General features: G+C 55.1%; 21 protein-coding genes and 1 tRNA gene. 10 read left to right on the top strand and 12 right to left on the bottom strand.

Annotated elements, in window-relative coordinates; all coding sequences use genetic code 11:
- The 8 genes from ACU8YC_RS16305 to ACU8YC_RS16270 form a co-directional block, all read left to right on the top strand.
- Positions 1–281, top strand: a 281-nt coding sequence (locus ACU8YC_RS16305) for an antirestriction protein (protein ID WP_446895556.1), incomplete at its 5' end; no start/stop codon positions are given.
- Between the two features lie 11 nt (positions 282–292).
- On the top strand, positions 293–772 hold the full coding sequence (gene radC / locus ACU8YC_RS16300) for a RadC family protein (RefSeq protein WP_446895555.1): 480 nt from the start codon (positions 293–295) through the stop codon (positions 770–772).
- A gap of 11 nt (positions 773–783) precedes the next feature.
- Complete coding sequence (locus ACU8YC_RS16295) at positions 784–1005, top strand: DUF987 domain-containing protein (protein ID WP_446895554.1); 222 nt, start codon at positions 784–786, stop codon at positions 1003–1005.
- Between the two features lie 16 nt (positions 1006–1021).
- Positions 1022–1666: an antitoxin of toxin-antitoxin stability system gene (locus tag ACU8YC_RS16290; protein ID WP_446895553.1), complete on the top strand. Its 645-nt coding sequence runs from the start codon at positions 1022–1024 to the stop codon at positions 1664–1666.
- A gap of 50 nt (positions 1667–1716) precedes the next feature.
- A complete protein-coding gene (locus tag ACU8YC_RS16285) occupies positions 1717–2076 on the top strand; it encodes a type IV toxin-antitoxin system YeeU family antitoxin (RefSeq protein ID WP_446895552.1) in 360 nt (119 codons plus the stop codon).
- 51 nt (positions 2077–2127) lie between these two features.
- Positions 2128–2505, top strand: coding sequence for a TA system toxin CbtA family protein (locus ACU8YC_RS16280; protein ID WP_446895551.1), 378 nt, complete (start codon positions 2128–2130; stop codon positions 2503–2505).
- The gene (locus ACU8YC_RS16275; protein WP_446895550.1) at positions 2502–2993 is read left to right on the top strand and encodes a DUF5983 family protein; all 492 of its coding nucleotides are present in this window, start codon (positions 2502–2504) and stop codon (positions 2991–2993) included. Before ACU8YC_RS16280 ends, ACU8YC_RS16275 begins: the two co-directional genes overlap by 4 nt.
- Before the next feature lie 89 nt (positions 2994–3082).
- The gene (locus tag ACU8YC_RS16270) at positions 3083–3928 is read left to right on the top strand and encodes a DUF4942 domain-containing protein (RefSeq protein WP_446895549.1); all 846 of its coding nucleotides are present in this window, start codon (positions 3083–3085) and stop codon (positions 3926–3928) included.
- 101 nt (positions 3929–4029) lie between these two features.
- On the opposite strand, the gene ACU8YC_RS16265 is transcribed toward ACU8YC_RS16270, so the two are convergent.
- Positions 4030–4105, bottom strand: a tRNA-Ile gene (locus ACU8YC_RS16265).
- Positions 4106–4230: 125 nt separating this feature from the next.
- On the opposite strand from ACU8YC_RS16265, the gene mug reads away from it, so the two are divergent.
- The gene (gene mug, locus ACU8YC_RS16260) at positions 4231–4737 is read left to right on the top strand and encodes a G/U mismatch-specific DNA glycosylase (RefSeq protein WP_151224374.1); all 507 of its coding nucleotides are present in this window, start codon (positions 4231–4233) and stop codon (positions 4735–4737) included.
- A gap of 45 nt (positions 4738–4782) precedes the next feature.
- Here mug and rpoD read toward each other — a convergent pair whose 3' ends face one another.
- The 3 genes from rpoD to rpsU form a co-directional block, all read right to left on the bottom strand.
- Positions 4783–6627, bottom strand: coding sequence for an RNA polymerase sigma factor RpoD (rpoD, locus tag ACU8YC_RS16255; protein WP_151217760.1), 1845 nt, complete (start codon positions 6625–6627; stop codon positions 4783–4785).
- A 149-nt stretch (positions 6628–6776) separates the two neighbouring features.
- The gene (gene dnaG / locus ACU8YC_RS16250) at positions 6777–8519 is read right to left on the bottom strand and encodes a DNA primase (protein ID WP_446895548.1); all 1743 of its coding nucleotides are present in this window, start codon (positions 8517–8519) and stop codon (positions 6777–6779) included.
- A gap of 234 nt (positions 8520–8753) precedes the next feature.
- Positions 8754–8969, bottom strand: a complete 216-nt coding sequence (rpsU, locus tag ACU8YC_RS16245; protein WP_001144069.1) for a 30S ribosomal protein S21 — start codon at positions 8967–8969, stop codon at positions 8754–8756.
- 236 nt (positions 8970–9205) lie between these two features.
- Here rpsU and tsaD point away from each other — a divergent pair, with 236 nt between their 5' ends.
- Positions 9206–10219: a tRNA (adenosine(37)-N6)-threonylcarbamoyltransferase complex transferase subunit TsaD gene (gene tsaD / locus ACU8YC_RS16240; protein ID WP_252838740.1), complete on the top strand. Its 1014-nt coding sequence runs from the start codon at positions 9206–9208 to the stop codon at positions 10217–10219.
- A gap of 71 nt (positions 10220–10290) precedes the next feature.
- Here tsaD and ureG read toward each other — a convergent pair whose 3' ends face one another.
- From ureG to ACU8YC_RS16200, 8 genes are all read right to left on the bottom strand, one after another.
- Complete coding sequence (ureG, locus tag ACU8YC_RS16235) at positions 10291–10908, bottom strand: urease accessory protein UreG (RefSeq protein WP_151217758.1); 618 nt, start codon at positions 10906–10908, stop codon at positions 10291–10293.
- A 9-nt stretch (positions 10909–10917) separates the two neighbouring features.
- Positions 10918–11589: an urease accessory protein UreF gene (locus ACU8YC_RS16230; RefSeq protein ID WP_187253275.1), complete on the bottom strand. Its 672-nt coding sequence runs from the start codon at positions 11587–11589 to the stop codon at positions 10918–10920.
- Positions 11589–12047, bottom strand: coding sequence for an urease accessory protein UreE (gene ureE / locus ACU8YC_RS16225; protein WP_187259029.1), 459 nt, complete (start codon positions 12045–12047; stop codon positions 11589–11591). The genes ACU8YC_RS16230 and ureE overlap by 1 nt, the downstream gene beginning before the upstream one ends.
- 9 nt (positions 12048–12056) lie before the next feature.
- A complete protein-coding gene (gene ureC / locus ACU8YC_RS16220) occupies positions 12057–13760 on the bottom strand; it encodes an urease subunit alpha (protein ID WP_210905390.1) in 1704 nt (567 codons plus the stop codon).
- The gene (locus tag ACU8YC_RS16215; RefSeq protein WP_446895547.1) at positions 13753–14073 is read right to left on the bottom strand and encodes an urease subunit beta; all 321 of its coding nucleotides are present in this window, start codon (positions 14071–14073) and stop codon (positions 13753–13755) included. Before ACU8YC_RS16215 ends, ureC begins: the two co-directional genes overlap by 8 nt.
- Positions 14074–14082: 9 nt before the next feature.
- Positions 14083–14385 (bottom strand): urease subunit gamma, encoded by a 303-nt coding sequence (locus ACU8YC_RS16210; protein WP_003024678.1) that lies wholly within the window; start codon positions 14383–14385, stop codon positions 14083–14085.
- 10 nt (positions 14386–14395) lie between these two features.
- Positions 14396–15220, bottom strand: coding sequence for an urease accessory protein UreD (locus ACU8YC_RS16205; protein WP_210905456.1), 825 nt, complete (start codon positions 15218–15220; stop codon positions 14396–14398).
- 123 nt (positions 15221–15343) lie between these two features.
- On the bottom strand, positions 15344–16807 hold the full coding sequence (locus ACU8YC_RS16200; protein WP_151224372.1) for an anion permease: 1464 nt from the start codon (positions 16805–16807) through the stop codon (positions 15344–15346).
- Between the last annotated feature and the right edge of the window lie 30 nt (positions 16808–16837).

Below are 16837 nucleotides of genomic sequence, written 5' to 3'. Positions count from 1 at the left end.
GCGGCGGTGTCTGGCAGTTCTACACGCTGAGCAACGGCGGCGCGTTTATGGCCCCGGAGCCGGAAGACGGTAATGAGGATAAATGGACGCTGTTTAATGACATGAACGGCAACGGCGCGGACATGAGCGCGGAAGCCGCCGGGATTGCCGCCTGCCTGCTGGAGTACAGCCACCATGCCTGTCGCACTGAATGCGATGCCATGGCCGCGCATTATTACCGCCTGCGGGACTACGCGCTGGCGCATCCTGAATGCCGCGCCATCATGTACATCATCGACTGAGGGAGGCCTCTGTGGAACAACAACTTCCGCTGTTTGCCCGGGCACTCCCTCCGGCAGAGCAGCAGACCATCCGGGAGGCCTTAGCCCTGCTGGAGAGCCAGTTACGCGAACCCGGCGCGGCATTTACTTCCGTGCATGCCTCCCGCGACTGGCTGCGTCTGAACCTCTCCGGGGAAGAAAGGGAGGTGTTTATGGCGCTGTACCTCGACAACCAGCACCGCCTCATTACCCACGAGACGCTGTTCACCGGCACTCTCAGCCACACGGAGGTCCATCCCCGCGAAGTAGTAAAGGCTGCGCTGAAATACAACGCCGCAGCGGTCATAGTCGCCCACTGTCATCCATCCGGCATGGCCGAACCCGGTCAGGCTGACCGGCGCCTCACGGAACGTCTTAAACAAGCTCTGGACCTGGTGGATATTCGTCTGCCGGACCATCTGGTTGTCGGTGGGATGGATATCATTTCATTTGCTGAACGCGGCTGGTTGTAAGGAGTAAGCCTGTGAAAATCATCCCCAAACGTCAGGCGATGACGCTATACCGCCAGTATCCGCAGTCCAGGTTGTTTAGCTTCTGTACTGGCCGGTATCAGTGGTCAGGCAGTATCTGTCACTATGCCGGTCGGGAGGTGCAGGATATCCGCGGTGTGCTGGCCGTGTTCGCAGAGCGCCGTCAGGACCGCAACGGCCCGTATGTCGTCCTGCGCTGCGTCACGCTGAACTGAATAAAGGAGAATACCGGTGAGCAGAATTATCTCAACCACCGTTTATACGCTGGATGAACTCTCAGAGCCTGCCCGCGAGAAAGCCCGCGACTGGTACAACGAAGGGGGGCCGGAGTATGACTGGTACAGCGATATTTACGACAACTTCGCACTGATTTGCAGCATCCTCGGGGTGAGGCTCAGGACCCGTACCGTCACCACAGCCGGTGGAAGACATCGTGAAAAAGCCTGTATCTGGTTTTCCGGTTTCTGCAGTCAGGGTGACGGGGCCTGTTTCGAGGGGCACTATCGCTACCAGTCGCAGGCCGCCCGGAACATCCGGGAGCATGCCCCGCACGACGAAGAACTTCACCGTATCGCCGACGAACTGCAGGCTGTCCAGCAGTGTCACTTCTGGCAGCTTCAGGCGGATATTCAGCACCGGGGCCGTTATTACCATGAGTACAGCATGGATATCACTGTTACCCGTCATGGTCCTGTTGCTCAGGACATCACTGAAGATACAGTAACGGCCCTCAGCGAAGCACTGTATGACCTAGCCCACTGGTTGTACTGCCTGCTTCAGAACCAGTACGACTGGCTGACCTCACCGGCTGCGGTGGATGAGGCCATTCTGGCAAACGAATACACCTTCACCGACACCGGTCAGCGTTTCGGCTGACCCCCTCATACTGAAACACGGCTTAATCCACTTTTAAGTGAGGCTTAACCATGCCAGACATCGACCACACCACACATGACAAGATGGATGCCCCGCGCTGGGGTCTGCAGCACAGTATTACCCCGTGCTTTGGCGCACGACTGGTGCAGGAAGGCAACCGCCTTCACTACCTGGCTGACCGCGCCAGTATTACCGGGACCTTCAGTGACGCGGATTTACGCCATCTGGACCAGGCGTTTCCGCTGCTGATGAAGCAGATGGAACTGATGCTCACTACCGGAGAACTCACTCCCCGCCACCCGCACCGGGTCACGTTGTATGCAAAGGGACTGACCTGCGAGGCCGATTCACTCGGATCGCATGGCTATATCTATATAGCGATTTATCCGACACTATCAGTAACGTCATAAACCCCGCCACACCTTTCTTTCACTTAAAACCCTGACAAAGAGAAAAAATTTATGTACATCATGTCTGCATCTTCCCGGCGGACGGCACCGTCACGTCCGTCGCCGGTGACCGTCTGGCAAACCCTGCTGACGCATCTGCTCGACCGTCATTACGGTCTCACGCTCAACGACACCCCGTTTGGTAACGATGGTGTTATTCAGGAACACATTGACGCCGGTATCTCCCTGTGTGATGCCGTCAATTTTATTGTCGAAAAATACGACCTTGTGCGCACTGACCGCAGCGGCTTCAGCGCTGAAACCTCATCACCGTTTCTCAGCAGTATCGATATTCTGCGGGCGCGTAAGGCGACCGGGCTGATGGCCCGCACGGGCTACAGAGCGGTGACCGACATAACCACCGGCAATTACAGCAGGATGGCAGGATGAAGCTGTCTCTCACCGTGGAAGCCGACTCCATCAACGTGCTGGCCCTTAACCTGGGCCGAATTAGCGTGGATATCGACGGGATCGAACTCACTGACCTGATCAATGTGGTCTGCGACAACGGCGGCACACTGCGGATCGCCGATGACCCAGGCAAGGCAACCGCTGGATCACCATTGTTTCCGTTAACAACATTACCGGGGATCTGCTGCAGTACCGCACATATCACGGAGGAAGACAATGCACTGCTGTATGCCCTGTCGCATCAGACGACCGATTTTGGTGAGTCTGAATGGATCCATTTCACCGGATCCGGTTACCTGATCCGCCTTGCAGCGTGGTCGTATCCGGTATTGCGTCTGAAACGCCTAGGGCTGTCAAAAGCCTGTCGCCGGCTGGTGATGACGCTCATTCGCCGCTATGACGTGGGCATCATTCACCTTGAGGCTTCCGGTCAATTGTTGCCGGATTTCGGCACCTTTGATTGGTAAGCCAGTTAGCCACCGGGCCGTATTCATTGTCCACAAATACACGCCAGCCATTACTCGCTGGCGTTTTTCTTTATATAAAGGAAAAAACAATGTCAGAACTTATCACTACCGACCCCAACGTTTTTACCGGTCATACTGACGTGATTTGCTCCACCAGCATTGAACGTATCGTCACCGTACGTAATACAGCACTAAAACAGATTGAATCGATGATCCAGCAACTTGATGATATTTCGACGCTGACCCGCAGTATCGGCGGGAAAACCGCGCTGGACTGGGCCATGAAGCAGGATTTTCGCTGCGGCTGCTGGCTGATGGAGAAAAGAGAAACGGCAATGAAAGCCATTACCCGCAATCTCGATCGCGATATATGGCGGGATTTAATGAAGAAGTCGGGGATGCTGAGCCTTATGGATGCTGCAGCTCGTGAGCAGTGGAACCTGAGCCTGGAAAAGGACGATATTCCGGCTGTCAGTGAGGCCAATATACTCAGTACGTTTGAGCAACTGCATCAGAATAAAGGAGAGGTGTTTGAGCGCGGGGTGATAAACGTGTTTAAAGGGCTGAGCTGGGATTTCAAAACGAACAGCCCTTGCAAGTTTGGCACGAAAATTATCGTTACCGGGCTGGTCAAATTCGACAGGTGGGGCTTTGGTCTGAACTGGGGCTGGCAACGTGACCGCCTGGCTGACCTTGAGCGCATGCTGATGCTGCTGGATGGAAAACCTGTCCCCGACAACCGGGCTGACGTTACCCGTCGCCTGGGCGATCATATTCATGAGAACAGGCACAGCACGCGCTATGAAGATGAGATGTTTACGATTAAGTACTTTCAGAAGGGAACAGCGCACATCACCTTTAAGCGGTCAGAACTGGTCGATAAGCTTAATGACATCATCGCGCGACAATATCCGAGAACGCTGGCTGAGAGATAAGGAGGGAAGGAAGCAAATCCTTACCTGACCCATTACCTGACCCAAATTGCATTCAAAGAAAAAGGAGTTAGACGATTTTTCATCTAACTCCTTGTTTTATTTGGTGGCCCCTGCTGGACTTGAACCAGCGACCAAGCGATTATGAGTCGCCTGCTCTAACCACTGAGCTAAGGGGCCGTGGCGATGGATTATAAAGTAACTCCGCGTTGCAATCCAGACATAAGCGTACGGATGCTGTTTTTATAAACAATGTATTTTCAGTCCGTTATACTTGTTCCTCTGATGTATTGTTCGGAGTAATTATGGTTAAGGACATACTGGCACCGGGGCTGCGGGTGGTATTTTGTGGCATCAATCCGGGGCTCTCTTCTGCGGGTACAGGATTTCCCTTTGCGCATCCCGCGAATCGCTTCTGGAAAGTCATTCATCAGGCGGGATTTACCGATCGCCAGCTTAGGCCAGAAGAGGCGCAACACCTGCTGGACTTCCGCTGCGGCGTGACGAAATTTGTCGACAGGCCGACGGTGCAAGCAAATGAAGTCAAGCTCCTGGAGATGCGTAACGGCGGTCGTCTGCTCATTGAGAAAATAGAAGAGTATCAGCCCGCCGCACTCGCAATCCTCGGTAAGCAGGCATTTGAGCAGGGCCTTAGCCAGCGTGGGGCACAGTGGGGGAAACAGACGTTGACCATTGGCGCGACGCAAATATGGGTATTGCCGAATCCCAGCGGGTTAAGCCGGATCACGCTGGATAAACTGGTGGAAGCGTATCGGGAAGTGAACGACGCCCTGCTCAGGCGGGGACTATAAAGAAAAACGCCACCTTGCGGTGGCGTTTATGCTTAAGCGGCGAGATTAATCGTCGAGGAAGCTACGCAGTACTTCAGAGCGGCTCGGGTGGCGCAGTTTACGCAGCGCTTTCGCTTCGATCTGACGGATACGTTCGCGGGTAACGTCGAACTGTTTACCGACTTCTTCCAGCGTGTGGTCGGTGTTCATATCGATACCAAAACGCATACGCAGAACTTTCGCTTCACGAGCGGTCAGGCCAGCAAGAACGTCGTGCGTTGCGGCACGCAGGCTCTCGGTAGTCGCAGAGTCCAGCGGCAGCTCGAGGGTGGTATCCTCGATGAAATCACCCAGATGCGAATCTTCATCATCGCCGATCGGCGTTTCCATGGAGATAGGCTCTTTAGCGATCTTCAGCACTTTACGGATCTTGTCTTCCGGCATCAGCATGCGTTCAGCCAGCTCTTCCGGCGTCGGCTCGCGGCCCATCTCTTGCAGCATCTGACGGGAAATACGGTTGAGCTTGTTAATGGTCTCAATCATATGCACCGGGATACGAATGGTACGCGCCTGATCCGCGATAGAACGGGTGATCGCCTGACGGATCCACCAGGTTGCATAGGTGGAGAACTTATAACCACGACGGTATTCAAACTTATCAACCGCTTTCATCAGACCGATGTTGCCTTCCTGAATCAGATCCAGGAACTGCAGACCACGGTTGGTGTATTTCTTGGCGATAGAGATAACCAGACGTAAGTTCGCTTCAACCATCTCTTTTTTCGCACGGCGGGCTTTCGCTTCACCGATGGACATACGACGGTTGATATCTTTAACCTGCTCGATGGTCAGGCCAGTTTCTTCTTCAATCTGCTGCAGTTTCTGCAGGCCGCGCTGAACGTCATCTGCCACATCGTGCAGTTTTTCAGACCACGGCTTGTTCATCGCGATTGCTGCGTTGAACCAGGTTTCGCTGGTTTCATTGCCAGTGAACAGAGTGATGAAGTTTTTCTTCGGCATTTTGCACTGCTCAACGCAGAGCTTCATGATCAGACGTTCCTGAGTACGCACGCGGTCCATCATGACGCGCATGCTGTTTACCAGGTAGTCGAACTGCTTCGGCACCAGGCGGAACTGTTTGAACACTTCAGACAGCTTCTGAATTTCTTCCTGCGCGGCTGCATGGCTGCGGCCTTTCGCTTTGATAGTGTCGCGAGTGATTTCGTACTGAGTACGCAGTTCACCGAATTTCTCACGCGCTAATTCAGGGTCGATGCTGTTGTCATCATCGCTGCTGTCGTCGTCCTCTTCTTCATCTTCGTCTTCATCGTCGTCCATCTCTTCCTGAGAGAGTTCAGAACCGACGTGTGTCGCCGTTGGCGCCATGTCTTCTTCCGCGTTCGGATCGACAAAGCCGGTGATCAGATCGGAAAGACGTGCTTCTTCTGCTTCTACGCGATCGTATTGCTCAAGCAGGTAGGTGATGGCTTCCGGGTATTCGGCAACAGAGCATTGAACCTGGTTAATCCCGTCTTCGATGCGTTTAGCGATGTCGATTTCGCCTTCACGGGTTAACAGTTCAACGGTACCCATTTCACGCATGTACATACGGACCGGGTCCGTTGTACGACCTATTTCAGACTCAACGCTGGACAGAACCTGGGCAGCCGCTTCTTCTGCGTCTTCATCGGTGCTGTTGGAGGTTTCAGCAAGCAGCAGATCATCGGCATCAGGTGCTTCTTCCATCACCTGAATACCCATGTCATTGATCATTTGGATGATGTCTTCGATTTGATCTGAATCGACGATATCTTCCGGCAGATGGTCATTGACCTCGGCATAGGTCAGATAGCCTTGCTCCTTACCACGTTGGACAAGAAGCTTCAGCTGTGACTGCGGGTTTTGCTCCATAAGACGGTATCCACACTTAATTCGTTTGATTGGTGTTGGGCGGTAAAACCGCCAACGGCAAAACGAGGGCATACTTATATTTTGCCGCTGCCTCTCCGTGCGGCTGTCGGGGGCTTCCCGATAGGTATTCGGCAGTTAAGCCGTTAAATTCATTTTTTTTCCAGGGCCTGTCTGATTTCCCAGAACTCCCTGCGCTCTTCACTGCTCAAACCGTGCGTGCGATCGCGAGCTATCAACTCTTCCTGTCGCTGTTCAAGCATTGAATCAAAAATTCGGTTTAGCGTGTCGGTGAACATTTTTTCAACATTCTCATCCTTTATATCGTTCCAGGTTGAGAGTTTTTCAAGTGTTGCGTATTCACTTGCTCCGCGATAATTCTCTAACAGTTGACCCGTTGTCAGGCTGGGTTGCGCCACACACAGGTTGACCAGTTCGCTGAACAGGTTGAGCCCCGGTAGCTTTGCCTGAGCCAGCCCATGCATAGGTGGTACAAGTGGTGCCAGATTTGGGTTTTGCACCAGTAGTCCTATAAGTATACGCATAGGCGTCTGTTTTATCTGCTGAGGCGGGCGTACCACGCCACTTTCTGCCTGTTTTGGCATTAAACGATCAAGCGCCGCATCGTCAAAGATGCCCAGCTTCAGTCCCAGCGTCTGGCGCAGCTGAATCCGGTGCGCGTCACCTGGCACTTGGCTTATCAGCGGCAGGGCCAGCGCGGCGAGCTGCGTGCTGCCGTCCGGTGAACTGAGATCAACCTGCGGTAAGAGACTGTTAAATAAGAAGACGGAGAGCGGTTGTGCGTGCTCCATCCGTGCTTCAAAGGCCTCTTTACCCTCTTTACGTACCAGCGTGTCCGGATCTTCACCTTCGGGCAGGAACATAAAGCGTAGCTGACGACCGTCGGTCATGTACGGCATCGCGGTTTCCAGCGCACGCCATGCGGCGTCGCGGCCGGCGCGGTCACCGTCGTAACAGCAAATCACGTTGTTTGTCGCACGGAATAACATATGAATGTGGTCCGCCGTGGTCGACGTACCCAGCGAGGCGACGGCGTAGTTGATACCGTATTGCGCCAGCGCGACAACATCCATATACCCTTCGACAACCAGCAGACGCGGTGGTTCAGCGTTGTGCTGCTGGGCTTCATAAAGGCCATACAACTGACGGCCTTTATGGAAAATATCGGTTTCCGGGGAGTTGAGGTATTTTGGCGTATCGTTACCGAGTACGCGGCCACCAAAACCAATCACCCGGCCTCGTTTATCGCGAATCGGGAACATCACGCGATTGCGGAAACGGTCGTAGGTTCTTCCCTGGTCGTTATTGACCAGCATTCCGGCATCGAGCAGCAGCTTCCTGTTGTCGACATTTCCGCCGAAACGTTTTAAGGCGTTATCCCATCCCGGCGGCGCAAAACCAATAGCAAACTGCTGGACAATCTCGGCACTCAGACCGCGTTGCTCCAGATACTGGCGTGCTGGCTCGGCGATGGGTTGGGCGAAGGATTGCTGATAAAAATCATTTAACCCTTCCATTAGCTGATAGAGATTCTGACGCTGGTGACGCTCTATCTGGCTAAGACCTGTTCCGGCTTCATAAGGCACTTCAAGGTTGTGCATTGCGGCCAGTTCTTCGACGGTTTCCACAAACTCGAGCTTGTCATAGTTCATGAGAAAGTCGACGGCGTTGCCATGCGCGCCACACCCAAAGCAGTGATAAAACTGTTTTTCACCGTTTACAGTGAAAGAGGGGGTTTTTTCGTTATGGAACGGACAGCACGCGTGATAATTTTTGCCCTGCTTTTTCAGCTTTACCCGCGCGTCGATGAGATCGACGATGTCGGTTCTTGCCAGCAGGTCATTGATAAATACACGTGGGATTCGTCCAGCCATATGCCCCGTTATTACACTTCATCCTTCAAACTGTCTCTGCGTTGACTGCACTCGCTCACCCCTGTCACTTACTTAAGTAAGCTCCGGGGATTCACTCGCTTGCCGCCTTGATACAGTGTGAATGATTTTGTGTAATTGCTGATGTATAAACGAAAACAAGCCGCGCATTCCTTCCGGAAGCACGGCCTTACAACTACAACTCAGTCTGAATTGAGAGCTTTGGCTCTCAATAGATTAGTACAGACGAGTACGGCGTGCGTTTTCGCGAGCCAGTTTCTTCGCGTGACGTTTCACAGCAGAAGCTTTAGCGCGCTTACGTTCGGTAGTCGGTTTTTCATAGAACTCACGACGACGAACTTCCGCCAGAACACCTGCTTTTTCGCATGAACGCTTGAAGCGACGCAGTGCTACGTCGAACGGCTCGTTTTCACGTACTTTAATTACCGGCATGTAACTCTCACCTTTAATAAATTCGGTTTGCCGCTGGCATCAACGCCAGCTTATTTCAAAATGGTGCGGAATTTTACTGCAATTGCTGCTGCTTTGTAAAGCACCGACGCGATTTTGAAAGGGACTTTTATAAGGACAAGGAGTATACACGAGCGAAACACTTGGGGCGAACAAAGTTTTACATCAACCCGCATTGGTCCTACACTGCGCGGTAATAAAGCGAGGTAAAACAAGTCATGCGTGTACTGGGTATTGAAACATCCTGCGATGAAACCGGCATCGCCATTTACGACGATGAAAAAGGTCTTTTAGCCAACCAATTGTATAGTCAGGTGAAATTACACGCTGACTACGGCGGCGTAGTGCCAGAACTGGCCTCGCGCGATCACGTACGTAAAACCGTACCGCTGATCCAGGCCGCGCTGAAAGAGGCGGGACTGACGGCAACAGAGATTGATGCGGTGGCGTATACCGCAGGTCCTGGTCTGGTTGGCGCGCTGTTGGTCGGCGCTACCGTAGGACGCTCCCTGGCGTTCGCCTGGGACGTGCCGGCAATTCCTGTACACCATATGGAAGGGCATCTGCTGGCACCGATGCTGGAAGATAATCCTCCTGCTTTTCCGTTCGTCGCGCTGCTGGTTTCCGGCGGACATACGCAACTGATTAGCGTCACCGGTATCGGTCAGTATGAATTGCTGGGCGAATCGATTGATGATGCCGCTGGCGAAGCGTTCGATAAAACGGCCAAGCTGCTGGGGCTGGATTATCCAGGCGGCCCAATGCTGTCAAAGCTTGCCTCGCAAGGCGTTGAAAAACGTTTTGTCTTTCCGCGCCCGATGACCGACCGTCCGGGGCTGGATTTCAGCTTCTCCGGCCTGAAAACCTTTGCCGCGAATACCATTCGTAATAACGAAAATGACGATCAGACGCGCGCAGATATCGCTCGTGCGTTTGAAGATGCAGTAGTTGATACGCTGATGATCAAGTGCAAACGCGCGCTGGATCAAACCGGTTTTAAACGTCTGGTGATGGCAGGGGGCGTGAGCGCAAACCGTACGCTACGCGCAAAATTGGCCGAGATGATGCAAAAACGTCGTGGTGAAGTATTTTACGCGCGTCCGGAATTTTGTACTGATAATGGGGCGATGATCGCCTACGCGGGCATGGTGCGTTTTAAAGCGGGCGCAACGGCAGATCTTGGCGTGACCGTGCGTCCACGCTGGCCGCTGGCGGAATTACCGGCGGCGTGATTTTTTGCCCGGTGGCGGCTTCGCTTACCGGGCAGACAAAACCGTGGGCTGCCCCCCGGTGATAAACTGCACTACATCCGCAGCATCCCTTTCTCTTCAAGAAACGCGATAATTTTTTCCAGACCCTCTCCGGATTTTAAATTACTGAACGTCCACGGACGCTCGCCGCGCATACGCAGGGTATCGCGTTCCATCACCTCCAGCGAGGCACCGACGTATGGGGCCAAATCGGTTTTATTGATCACCAGAAAATCGGATTTAGTGATCCCCGGACCACCTTTGCGTGGGATCTTCTCGCCTTCGGCAACGTCGATCACATAGATCGTCAGATCTGCTAATTCCGGACTGAAGGTGGCGCTCAGGTTATCGCCGCCGCTTTCTACAAAAATCAGATCCAGATTGCCGAATTTCTCGCTTAATGCCTCTACGGCAGCCAGATTCATCGATGCATCTTCGCGGATAGCGGTATGCGGGCAGCCGCCGGTTTCCACACCGACGATCCTGTCTGGCTCCAGTGCGCCCGCTTCGGTGAGAATGCGCTGATCTTCTTTGGTGTAGATATCGTTGGTGACTACTGCCAGTTGATAGCTGCTGCGCATGGTTTTACATAACGCTTCCAGCAGCGCCGTTTTGCCCGAACCGACCGGGCCGCCAACGCCTACGCGCAGGGGATGCTTGCTGTTACTCATTTTTTCTCCTCAGGAGCGGAATAATCGGGAATATTGCGTTTCATGCCGGGCAGATGCGATTGCAGCCAGCGGCGTTGCGGAGCCGAGACTGGCATCAGGACACGCCAGCGCCTGTGCCAGGCCCTGCGCATAGCGATCGCATAGCGCAATAATCAAACGCTGGGCTGCCTGTTGACCAAAGGGAACCAGTTTGACGCCAGCCATCACTGCGCTCTCAATCCAGCTGTAGCCGAGGCTTAACGCCAGTTCGGTCAGGGGGATTTTCCAGCGCACACCCAGCCAGGCCATGCCGCAAAGCTGGCTGTCGACAAAGAGCGTTCGCCACTCCCGCGAGCAATCTGCTTCCCAATCGGTGACCAGTCGCGTAAACGCTGCGCCCCGACAGCGTTCTTCATCCCGCAGTTCGCGGGTTTCCCGGCAGGCCAACAGGTAAGCGGTCCAGCGGCGCGCTGCGGTGAGATCGCCCTGCTCGCAGGCGCGATACAGCCTCGCCAGCAGCGGTAGGTCGACGGTAAAAAAGTTCTGCTCCATCTGCTGAATTTGCCAGTCAGAGAAGTCATCGACGCTTTTCACCCAGCCGATTTCCACCGCCCATTCCAGGCCCTGGGACCAGGTAAACGACCCCACCGGGAGCGCGCTGCTGGCGAGCTGCATCAGACGTAGCTGTTGGGTGTTATGCATCAGTGTGCATGCCCGTGATGATGCCCGTGGGATTCACTGGCATAAGCGCCTGCTTCCGGTTCAAACGGTAGCTGAGCGAACGTCACCTCGAGGTTGAACTGGCGCAGCATGGCGTCCAGCACGTGATCGTGGTGGTAGCGCAGCTCATCGGGCAGAATTTGCAGCGGAACGTGGCGATTGCCGAGGTGATAACAGGCTTTGGCGAGCAGGAAAGGATCGACGCAGTGCACCACGGAAACCGACTCCGGCGCGGCGATCACTTCGATCACCTCGCTGCCATCTTCGGTGGCCAGCAGGTCGCCACCGCGTAACAGCAAACCGCGCGGTAGCATCAGCCCGGCTTCGCGACCGTCGTTCAGCGCTACTCTGGCGCGACTTTTTACGCGCATATCAATGGGTAGCGTGACGCTTGCGGTGACGCGGTGGGCGTGGTCAAGGCGTTGGGTCAGGTAGATCATCGTCACTCCTCAAAACAGAAAATAGCGTTGCGCCATCGGCAAAACGTTTGCCGGTTCGCTGGTAATCAGTTCGCCATCAATACGCACCTCGTAGGTCTGAGCATCGACAGTGATATTGGGTTGCAGGTCGTTGTGGATCATGTCGGCCTTTTTCACCGTTCTGCACCCTTTGACAACGGCGATGGCGCTTTGCAGGTTGAGCTGCTGCGGGATGTTTTGCGCGTCAGCGGCCTGAGAAATAAAGGTCAACCGGGTGTGATGCCGCGCCGCACCAAGTGCGCCAAACATCATGCGGTAATGTACCGGCTGCGGGGTGGGAATCGAGGCATTGATGTCGCCCATCGGCGCACAGGCGATCATCCCGCCTTTAACGATCGTCGCCGGTTTTACGCCAAAGAATGCCGGTGACCACAGCACCAGATCGGCCAGTTTGCCAGGTTCAACGGAGCCGACTTCATGGGCGATACCGTGGGTTAGCGCCGGATTGATGGTGTATTTGGCGACGTAGCGTTTAACGCGCAGGTTGTCGTTGTCGCCGGTTTCTTCAGCCAGTGGGCCACGCTGCGCCTTCATACGGTGTGCCACCTGCCAGGTGCGCAGGATCACTTCGCCCACGCGCCCCATTGCCTGTGAATCGGACGAGGTCAGGGAAAACGCGCCAATGTCATGCAGCACATCTTCGGCAGCGATCGTTTCCCGGCGAATGCGTGATTCGGCAAAGGCCACGTCTTCGGCGATATCCGGATCGAGATGGTGACAAACCATCAGCATATCGAGATGCTCGTCGATGGTGTTGATGGTATAAGGCAATGTCGGATTCGTGGAGGAGGGCAGGATATTCGGATGTGCGCAGGCGGTAATGATATCCGGCGCATGACCGCCGCCCGCGCCTTCGGTATGGAAGGTATGAATGGTACGATCGCCAATCGCCGCCAGCGTATCTTCCACGAAACCGGATTCATTGAGCGTGTCGCTGTGGAGTGCCACCTGGATGTCCATCTCGTCGGCCACGGTCAGCGCGCAGTCGATAGCGGCAGGTGTGGCGCCCCAGTCTTCGTGGATCTTCAGGCCAATGGCACCGGCCGTGATTTGCTCGCGCAGGGCGTCAGGGTTTGAGCCGTTACCCTTGCCCAGCAAACCAATATTAACCGGCAACGCGTCTGCCGCCTGCAGCATGCGCGCGATGTACCACGGACCCGGCGTACAGGTGGTGGCGTGAGTTCCGGCGGCCGGTCCGGTGCCGCCGCCTACCATCGTCGTCACGCCGGAAACCAGCGCTTCTTGCGCCTGCTGCGGGCAGATCCAGTGAATATGCGTATCCACGCCGCCCGCGGTGACGATCTTACCCTCCCCGGCGATGACTTCAGTTCCCACACCTATCGGGATCGTGACGTTGGGCTGAATATCAGGGTTGCCCGCTTTGCCGATGGCGAAGATCCTGCCAGCTTTGATGCCGATATCCGCTTTCACGATCCCCCAGTGATCGACGATCAACGCGTTGGTTATTACCAGATCCACACACGCTTGCGCGCACATTTGTCCCTGACCCATACCGTCGCGGATCACTTTGCCGCCGCCGAATTTGACCTCTTCGCCGTAGGTGGTGAAGTCTTTTTCCACCTCGATCCACAGGTCAGTATCCGCCAGTCGCACCTTATCGCCGGTGGTTGGGCCAAACATGTCGGCGTACGCCTGCCGGGAAATTTCACTCATTATCTGCCTCCAGCGCGCCTATCACTTCGCTGCGAAACCCGACGATCCTTTGTGCGCCAGCGACGCGCACCAGTTCGACTTCGCGTTTTTGTCCCGGCTCAAAACGTACCGCCGTGCCCGCCGCAATGTTCAGACGAAAGCCGCGAGCGGCCAGTCTGTCAAAGCGCAGCGCCGGGTTCACTTCAGAAAAGTGATAGTGCGATCCCACCTGGATGGGTCTGTCGCCATGATTTTCCACCACGATCGTGCAGGTCTCCCGCCCTTGGTTGAGCGTGATATTGCCTTTTACGATTTGATATTCACCTGGGATCATTACCGCTCCTTAGACGATCGGGTTGTGGACGGTGACCAGCTTCGAGCCGTCCGGAAACGTGGCTTCAACCTGAATATCCGGGATCATTTCCGGTACGCCTTCCATCACCTGATCGCGACGCAGCACGTGACGTCCGTCTTCCATCAGTGCGGCCACGGTTTGCCCGTCGCGCGCGCCTTCCATGATGAAAGCGCTAATCAGCGCCACCGATTCCGGGTAGTTCAGCTTCAGCCCGCGGGCCAGACGACGTTCCGCTACCAGTGCGGCGGTAAACAGCAACAACTTATCTTTTTCTCTGGGAGTCAGTTCCATAAGGGTTCTCTTAGGTTTGCCAGATTCGCGGTAGTACAGGCGTTTTATGTGTCAGCAGCGGGCGCAGGAATTGCCAGATGTCACGCATAACGCGCTGTACAATCAGGTTGTCGTCGGCAAGAAAGCGGATTGTCAGCAGCGAGTCATTAAGCGTTGCTCCGGCGTAATCGCCAAGTGATGTAAGCCGTTCGCGCGTGCCCTCCAGCATGTGTTCGCTGGCCGGATAACACAGCAACGTGCCGACCCAGGGATGATGCGCAACGCCACTCAGGTCTCCCTCCTGCAACTGCAAGCGTTCTATCAGCAGCGGCTGGCCATCCCGCCACACTTCCAGACGGTTTTGCAGCACGCCGTGGCTGAAGATTTCTTGCATAACCGGTCGCCCGAGACACAGTAGATCCCAGGCCAGCAAGCGACTCTCTGATGCGATGTGAAAGACGGACTGAATAACAGCGTTGGCGCCGGGAAAGAGGATCGTATCCTGCGGCAGCCACTCCAGCGTGGCATTCGAAGCGAGCGTGAAATGCTGGTGCAGCAACGCTTGTGGCCCACGACTGCGATAAAACTTGCCCGCGCCGGGCTGGGTGATTAACGCATGGCTGTTTTCGTCGAGTGTGACGGCAATATGAAGCTCATCTCCGCCAACGATCCCCGCCGGTGGATGAAGCAAATAGAGGTGACAGACGTCCTCTTCCGGGTAAAACGGACGCTGAACCGTCAATGGACCATGATGACGCGCCGAGGCGAGCACCGTTTTGTGCCCAGTGCGGGTAAAATGCAGATCCAGTTCGGCCTGCCAGCCCCTTGTGAGTGTCTCGTGCGCAACCGTGTCCAGAGCGTTTCTCTTATCAGCATGAGGGTGTTTGCATACAAAAAAGTATGCCTCAGCGCATCGGGAAATCGATCATATGAGAAGCTTATGGATTAAGGGGCGACAATACGCCGCCCCACCAGGGTTTTACAGTAAAACGAGGGGCATCCAGACCAGACCGGTGATCACCAGCAGAACGAGAAAAATCAGGCCAAAAATAGCGCCGAGCCGCCAGTAATCCACCGTCGGCAAATAGCCGCTGCCGTAGTAGATAGGGCTAGGACCGGTGGCGTAAGGGGTCAGAATGCTGCCCAGACCAATGGCGGCACCAACCATCAGGCAGAAGACCGGTAATGGGATTTCCGGCATCGCCAGCGCGGCGGCAATCATCATTGGCGCCAGGGCAGAGGTATACGCCGTGGCGCTGGCAAAGAAGTAGCGTAGCAGGTAGAACACCACGATGAGCGCCACCATCACCATCATCGGCGAATAGCCGCTCAGTCCTCCCGCCAGCAGTTTGCCAAACCAGGAGATAAAGCCGGTGTTGTTCAGTCCGGTGGCGAGCGTGATCAGCGAGGCCAGCCAGAAAAAGACGTTCCACGCGGCTTTATTACTGACGATGTCATCCCAACTGATGATGCGCAAAACCAGCATCAAGGCCACTACGCTGTATCCGACCATCGCGGCGTCAATAAAATCGCCGCCGAAGATCCACAGTACCAGCGCGCCGACCATCAGCACCAGCATCTTTTTCTCGCGAGCGCAGAGCGGTCCCATCGCTTTTAGCTCTGTATCCGCCCAGCGTGGAACCTGATCGCCGGATTTCAGTACCGGTGGGTACAACACATACGCCAACCACGGCACGGTCAACACCAGCAAAATGCTCAGCGGCAGCATGCCTAAGAACCAGTCGCCCCAGCTCAGCGCCGTGTGGGACGCACCTTTCATCAGGCCGATCAACAGCAGGTTCGGTGCCATCGCCGTTAAGAAAATGGCGCTGGTGACGCAGTCGGCGACAATGCCCATCCACATGATGTATGAGCCAATGGAGCGTGAACTGGTACTATTGGGCTGTGAGTTATACAGCGGCGGCAGGTTGCGGATAATCGGGTAGATTATTCCGGCTCCGCGCGCGGAGTTGGAAGGTGTGACGGGGGCGAGGATAAGCTCAGAGAACATCACCGCATAGCCGAGAAACAGCGTCCGGTGCCCCATCTTTTTCACCAGCATCAGCGCGATACGCCGACCGAGTCCGGTTTTCTCATAGCCGGTACCAAACATAAAGGCCGCGAAGATCAGCCAGATAACCGAGTTTGAAAAGCCAGATACCGCCCACGACAGTGATTTGGCGGTAAATTTAAAACCGTCCTGCGCGAGTTGCTCCGGGCTGAACAGCAGCCACGGTGAAAGGACGGCGATGATCGAAATGCCAATCATCGCCACTACCGCGCCCGGTACAGGTTCCAGAATAAGCCCGACAATCACACCGGTAAAGACGGCAAAATAGAGCCATGTATGACTCTCAAGACCGGTGGGGACGGGAAGAACAGCAATAATGGCGATGACCACCAGCGGAGCCAGGTATCGCCACCAACCAGCTAAAGGTGCCATTGTTGTACCCCTGCGAAGAGGGAGAGGCGT

This window comes from Citrobacter sp. VF227, assembly GCF_052950715.1.
This window is presented reverse-complemented; position numbering and strand designations above follow the sequence as displayed.